The organism is Paracoccus sp. DMF (assembly GCF_004407025.1).
In the GTDB taxonomy this organism is placed as follows: Bacteria; Pseudomonadota; Alphaproteobacteria; order Rhodobacterales; family Rhodobacteraceae; genus Paracoccus; species Paracoccus aminovorans_B.
Genome location: NZ_SOKV02000144.1, coordinates 1 through 1,114, shown reverse-complemented (window position 1 = coordinate 1,114; position 1,114 = coordinate 1). Strand labels below are relative to the sequence as shown.

At 68.0% G+C, this 1,114-nt stretch carries 1 protein-coding gene; it reads right to left on the bottom strand.

Annotated elements, in window-relative coordinates; all coding sequences use genetic code 11:
- Positions 1 to 154 precede the first annotated feature (154 nt).
- Positions 155 to 1,114 (bottom strand): HpcH/HpaI aldolase/citrate lyase family protein (locus tag E3D03_RS20820; protein WP_263568530.1); only part of this gene is annotated, 960 nt, incomplete at its 5' end.

Here is a 1,114-nt window from a genome sequence, read left to right as displayed (position 1 = left end):
GCGGGGGCGGCCTTGCCGACGGCGACCAGGATGGTGCCGCCGGTGTCGGGATGGCGCTGGAAATGCCGGCGCACCGCCAGCGCCGGGTCGGCGGCGCTGACCGCAGCGGCGAAAAGCCGCTGCGCCAGCGCCCGCATCTCCGCCAGGCCGACGCTCACGCCGCGATCTGCCGGGCCTTGGCGACCAGCACCTCGGCCTGGCGGATCGAGGCATAGTCGATCAGCCGGCCGTCCAGCGAGACCGCGCCCTTGCCCTCGGCCTCGGCCCTGGCCATGGCGTCGAGGATGCGCTGCGCCCGGTCCACCTCGGCGGCCGAGGGGCTCATCACCTCATTGGCCAGCGCGATCTGGCTGGGGTGGATGGCCCATTTGCCCTCGCAGCCCAGCACCGCGGCGCGATAGGCGGCGGCCTTGTAGCCGTCGGGATCCGAGAAATCGCCGAAGGGCCCGTCGACCGGCCGCAGCCCGTTGGCGCGCGCCGCGACCACCATGCGCGACAGCGCGTAATGCCACATGTCGCCCCAATGGATCTGGCGCGCGCCGTCGTCGAGCTTGTCGGTCAGCACCGCGTAGTGCTCGTTCACGCCGCCGATGACGGTGGTGCGGGCGCGGGTCGAGGCGGCGTAATCGGCGACGCCGAAATGCAGGCTCTCGTTGCGTTTCGAGGCCGCGGCGATCTCGTTGATGTTCTGCATGCCCAGGGCGGTCTCGATGATATGCTCGAAGCCGATGCGCTTTTTATAGCCCTTGGCATCCTCGATTTGCGTCACCAGCATGTCGACGGCATAGACGTCGGCGGCGGTGCCGACCTTGGGGATCATGATCAGGTCCAGCCGCTCGCCGGCCTGTTCGACCACGTCCACGACATCGCGATACATGTAATGCGTGTCGAGCCCGTTGATTCGCAGCGACAGGGTTTTCTTGCCCCAATCGAGCTCGTTCAGGGCCTTGATGATGTTCTTGCGCGCCTGCGGTTTTTCGTCCGGCGCCACCGCGTCCTCGAGGTCCAGGAAGATGACGTCGGCGTCGGATTTCGCAGCCTTTTCAAACATGTTCGGTTGGCTGCCGGGCACGGCAAGCTCGCTGCGGTTCAGGCGGGCGGGCGCGGGTTCGAT